This window comes from Vibrio sp. OPT41 (genome assembly GCF_015163595.1).
Lineage (GTDB): Bacteria > Pseudomonadota > Gammaproteobacteria > Enterobacterales > Vibrionaceae > Vibrio > Vibrio alginolyticus.
Genome location: NZ_JADDYH010000040.1, coordinates 1 through 355 on the forward strand (window position 1 = coordinate 1; position 355 = coordinate 355).

The 355-nt window shown below is 51.0% G+C and carries 1 rRNA gene; it reads left to right on the forward strand.

The window, feature by feature from the left end:
- Nucleotides 1-355: ribosomal RNA gene (locus IQP38_RS18275) — 23S ribosomal RNA — on the forward strand; the annotation flags it as partial.

Consider the following 355-nt stretch of genomic DNA (forward strand, 5'->3'; position numbering starts at 1 on the left):
GCGAACCGGGGGAACTGAAACATCTAAGTACCCCGAGGAAAAGAAATCAACCGAGATTCCGAAAGTAGCGGCGAGCGAAATTGGACTAGCCCTTAAGCTTTACACGCGTTAGACGAACAGCCTGGAAAGGCCGACGATACAGGGTGATAGTCCCGTAGTTGACGACGTGTGTTCAGTGAAATCGAGTAGGGCGGGACACGTGATATCCTGTCTGAATATGGGGGGACCATCCTCCAAGGCTAAATACTACTGACTGACCGATAGTGAACCAGTACCGTGAGGGAAAGGCGAAAAGAACCCCTGTGAGGGGAGTGAAATAGAACCTGAAACCGTGTACGTACAAGCAGTAGGAGCA